The 4,397-nt window shown below is 64.6% G+C and carries 5 protein-coding genes and 1 pseudogene; 3 read left to right on the top strand and 3 right to left on the bottom strand.

All coding sequences use genetic code 11. The annotated features are described in order from the left end of the window. From VGD20_RS11415 to VGD20_RS11405, 3 genes are all read right to left on the bottom strand, one after another. The coding region (locus tag VGD20_RS11415) for a DUF4158 domain-containing protein (protein ID WP_331134559.1) at positions 1 to 1,144 on the bottom strand (1,144 nt) is incomplete at its 3' end. Between the two features lie 4 nt (positions 1,145 to 1,148). Then, entirely contained in the window at positions 1,149 to 1,733 is a 585-nt protein-coding gene (locus tag VGD20_RS11410) for a recombinase family protein (RefSeq protein WP_010339849.1), read from the bottom strand. A gap of 133 nt (positions 1,734 to 1,866) precedes the next feature. Continuing rightward, entirely contained in the window at positions 1,867 to 2,343 is a 477-nt protein-coding gene (locus tag VGD20_RS11405; protein WP_010339850.1) for a YkgB family protein, read from the bottom strand. Between the two features lie 104 nt (positions 2,344 to 2,447). Here VGD20_RS11405 and VGD20_RS11400 point away from each other — a divergent pair, with 104 nt between their 5' ends. From VGD20_RS11400 to VGD20_RS11390, 3 genes and pseudogenes are all read left to right on the top strand, one after another. After that, on the top strand, positions 2,448 to 2,990 hold the full coding sequence (locus VGD20_RS11400) for a MarR family winged helix-turn-helix transcriptional regulator (RefSeq protein ID WP_010339851.1): 543 nt from the start codon (positions 2,448 to 2,450) through the stop codon (positions 2,988 to 2,990). A 48-nt stretch (positions 2,991 to 3,038) separates the two neighbouring features. Next, a pseudogene (locus VGD20_RS11395) lies at positions 3,039 to 3,551 on the top strand (Tn3 family transposase); the annotation flags it as partial. After that, the coding region (locus tag VGD20_RS11390) for a type IV secretory system conjugative DNA transfer family protein (protein ID WP_331134560.1) at positions 3,446 to 4,397 on the top strand (952 nt) is incomplete at its 3' end. The pseudogene VGD20_RS11395 and the gene VGD20_RS11390, both read left to right, overlap by 106 nt.

Here is a 4,397-nt window from a genome sequence, read left to right as displayed (position 1 = left end):
CGACCGCGACGGGATCGACCGAATCGGGGCGGATCAGCTTGCGGGCTTCATCGACCTCGCGGCCGAGATCATTCCATCCGATCGCTGCCTCGACCGCAGCGCCGATATCGCCACCTGATATCTTGGCGGCGAGCAAGGCAGCGCCGAGTTGGGCAAGCAGCCGGATTTTGCCGTTGATGGTGCGCCGGTTGCGCTTGAGTGTCGTGTCCGCGCTGTTCTGTTCGCGCCGGAACATCTGCCCAAGCAGGCGATCGAACATCAGCACCGCATCGTCGGTGAGGGTAACGATGGTTTCGAGGATGGTCGCCACCAATGTGGCGCGACGCCGCGTCGCTTGCAGCGTCCGAACATGTTGCGCGGTCAGCCGCACGCCTTCCTGGCACAGGCGTCGGAGGCGCTCGGGATGGACGCCTACGGCGATATCCGGATCGATCCCGATGGCCCGAAGCAGTGTCAGTCGCTCGATGATGGCGGCGAATGTCTTTCGGCCGGGCTTGCCGGGTGACTGCCGCACCCAGGCCAGATCGCTCAAGTTCGTGCCTGTGTGGGGCAGGAGAAGCGCATCGAGCAGCCGGCGCTGTCGAGCATCGAGTCCTCGGGTCAGATGCTCGGCGACATGGCGTTCGGCATCGAGCAACGCCTGTGCGACCATCCGCTCGACCGAACTGATGCCCGGCACAATGATGCGCCGTCGCCGGCACTCATCCAGCATCACGCGCGCCAGCCTAGCCCCGCTGGTCGTCGTCAGCGCGATCGGCAGGAGCCATTCCTGCAACGTCGTTCGCAGCGGCCGACTGAGCGGCATGAAGCCGAATGCATCGCGCAGTGCATCGAGCTGTTCGTACCGGGTCGGGCCGCGCGTCGCGTAGTCGGCCAGCACCTCGGGTCCGACCTGCAATTGCTCTGCGACGAACGCGAGCGGCGTATCAGGGATCAGTTCACCGGGTCGCAGGAAACGGCCAGGATAGCGCAGCGCGCAAAGCTGGATCGCGAAACCCAGCCGGTTATGCGGTCGCCTCCGGCGGACGATGATGGCCAAGTCGTCCCGGCTCAATGTCCAGTGCTGGACGAGCAGGGTTTCGTCGTCGGGAAGCGCGAGCAACGCCGCGCGTTGCTCGTCCGACAGGACGGCGCGACGCGGCATCGGCTTAGACCTTGGCCGGTGCGGTCCAGCCGATCCGGGCAAGCGTGCCGAGAAGGGTCGAACGCGGCACCTTGAAGGTCCGGCAGACGGACGCCTTGCTGGCCCCGCCATCCAGCGCGGCGGTGATCCGCTCGAGCGTTTCGGCGTCGATCATCGGCGGGCGGCCACCTTGGCGTCCCCGGCGTTTGGCAGCAGCCAGTCCCGCCATCACCCGTTCGCGCGTGAGCGCACGCTCATATTGTGCCAATGCACCGAACAGCGAGAACAGCAATTCGCCGTGCGGCGTGGTCGTATCCATCTGCTCGGTCAGCGACCGGAACGCGATGCCGCGCGCCTTCAGATCGGTGACGATCGTCAGCAGGTGCGGCAGCGAGCGTCCGAGCCGGTCGAGCTTCCACACGATCAGTGTGTCGCCCGCGTTCAGATAGTCGAGGCAGGCTTTCAGGCCTGGTCGGTCGTCGCGCGCGCCGGATGCCTTGTCGGTATGGAGATGCCGATGATCGACCCCGGTTGCGACGAGCGCGTCCCGCTGGAGATCGACCGTTTGGCGGTCATCGGTCGTTGACACCCGCATATATCCGACCAGCATGTACGACAAACCCTCGAAAGCATGTTTTCGAACACCCTATCAAAGCGACAGGGTTTGTCGATCGTTATGGGCTGAGGCGGGTATGGTTCGGCAAAAGCGCAGGTCCGGAGCGTCGCCTATCACCTGTTTGCCGTCACGCGTCTGCTGTCCGTATGGACGCAAGTAGAAGGCACGCTGATGCCGCAAGAAGCACCAGGTCCTTCAACAGGAACTGTCCGGTTCCGGCCGAAATCGCCGGGAACCCGCCAGCGGTCGGCTCGGCGACGCCAGGCGTGCTCAGGAAAAACGTCAGTGTCACGGCATAAGTCAGGCATGACATCGCCGCGCCGAGAGCGGAGGCCGTCTTGTTGAAAGCACCGATAATCAGCGCAGCGGCCGTCGCGAGCTCGACGGTGCCTATAAAATAGCTTCCACCCTGCACCCCAAAAACGGCCGGAATCCAGCTCATGATCGGACTGTTCTTCATCAATGGCGCGATGCCCATCGCTTCATAGCTCGTGAATTTCATGCAACCGAACCAGAGAAAGATGACCACCAGCGCCCAGCGCAGCAACGCGAGAGACCCGCGAGAGCCGGTCGTCTTTTCAGCTATGTGTAATGTCGAAAACATGGTGCCTCGCTTTCATCATGGCGCATGACCTGCCTTCATGCTTAGACAGGCGTGATATATGCGCTGCGCATACACTATGCGCCGGCAATGAATGAGGCAACCCTTTGAACGTACTCTCGGACCGGCTCGTCAATCTGTTCGGCGCCCTCGCAGTGGGCATCACCGATCGAATTAAGAAGGCGGCATTCGACCCGACGATACCCGGCGGTGGCGAAACCACCGCGGCGATCGTCGTCATCGGTCACGCGACCGGTCTTTCGATCGACGAATTAGGACGGGTGCTAGGCTTGTCCCACGCGGGGACGGTGCGGCTTGTCGATCGATTGGTTGCAGCCGGGTTCGCCGTTCGATCCAAAGCGCTACGGGACCGTCGTGCAGTAGCGCTGATGCTCACTGAGGCAGGCGAGACTCGCCTATCTGCGATCCTGCAACGAAGAAACGAGACTTTATCCGAAATCCTTAGCCATGTCTCGAATGCTGACCGCCTCGTGCTGGAACGTATTGCCGAGACAATACTTGCGCAGATGTCTGACGACGCTGTCTCGGCGCTGACGATATGCCGGCTCTGCGACGAGAGGCGATGCTACAACTGTCCGATGGATGCCTTTGGAATGCTGGAGTCGTCGACGCATAGAGTCGACCCATAAGTGCGCGCAGAGACGCTTAGCGTATATCTGTGCCCGTTCTATGTCCTGACCCCGATCCGCGCCGGCACGGTGAGCGCCTCGGTCATGCTCCGCAAGCTGGCGGGCTTCCCGCGTCAGAACTCGGTCGCCCGCGCGCTGCGGGAGATAGGTCGGATCGAACGCACCCTGTTCATGCTCGACTGGTTCGATGATCCCGACCAGCGTCGTCGCACCGGCAGCATTCTCAACAAGGGCGAGGCCCGCAACGCGCTCGCCCGCGCCATCTTCTTCAACCGCCTCGGCGAACTGCGCGACCGCACCTTCGAGAACCAGCGCCATCGCGCCTCCGGCCTGACCCTCGTCACCGCGGCCATGACGCTCTGGAACACCGTCTATCTCGACCGAGCTGTCCGTCATCTGCGCGGCAGCGGCGTCGACGTGCCCGACGAGCTGCTCGCCCACGTCGCCCCTCTGGGCTGGGAGCATATCGGCCTCACCGGCGACTATCTCTGGGGCGAGATCGACAAACCTCGCGAGCGGTTCAGGCCGCTGCGCCTCCACCAGCAAAGCCGGGACGCTTAGCGTACGTTTTCGACCATCCTCTCACCGGTCCCCCTAAGGGCGAGAATGCCCGCGTCACAGCCCGTGGGAGGGCCAGCAAAGGCGCTGTGTGGTGCCTGGACCCCTTCGGCGTCTCCGGGCGTCCTGCGGCCCGCTACAACCCCCTGGCGCAGCTTGATCCCGCAAGCCCGGACCTGGCGGAAGATGCGCAGACGATCGCCGACGCGCTGGTCCACGATGCGCCGGGACAATCGGGCGAGGCGCACTGGAACGAGGAAGCCAAGGCGCTGATCGCCGGCGTGATCCTGCACACCGTCGTCCACGAACCCCCTGCCCGCGCGACGCTCGCCACCGTGCGCGACAAGCTCACCCGCGATCCCGCCGGCTTCGCCGCGCTGCTGGCAGACATGCAAGCCAGCAGCGGCGCGCACGGCCTGATCGCACGCGCCGCCAACCGTCACCTCGGCAAGTCCGATCGCGAGGCCGCCGGCGTGCTGTCCTCGGCGCAGCGCCACACCCACTTTCTCGATAGCCCGCGCCTGGTCGAAAGCACGTCCGCCTCCGATTTCCGCTTCGCGGACCTGAAGGAGCGGCCCGGGACCGTGTTCCTGTGCCTGCCGCCGGAGCGACTCGATACCTATGCTCGCTGGCTGCGGCTGCTGGTCGCGCAGGCCGTCACCGATATGGCGCGCTCCCCTGCCCGGCCGGAACGCCCGGTGCTGTTCCTGCTCGATGAGTTCGCCGCCCTCGGCCGACTGGAGCCGGTGGAGCGCGCGATGGGGTTGATGGCCGGCTATGGCCTCCAGCTCTGGCCGATCCTCCAGGACATGCACCAGCTCCGTGCGCTCTATGGCGCGCGCGCCGGCA

The sequence above is a fragment of the Sphingopyxis sp. genome (genome assembly GCF_036402335.1).
GTDB lineage: Bacteria > Pseudomonadota > Alphaproteobacteria > Sphingomonadales > Sphingomonadaceae > Sphingopyxis.
Note: the sequence above shows the minus strand (reverse complement) of the source record. Positions and strands in the feature narration are given on the sequence as shown.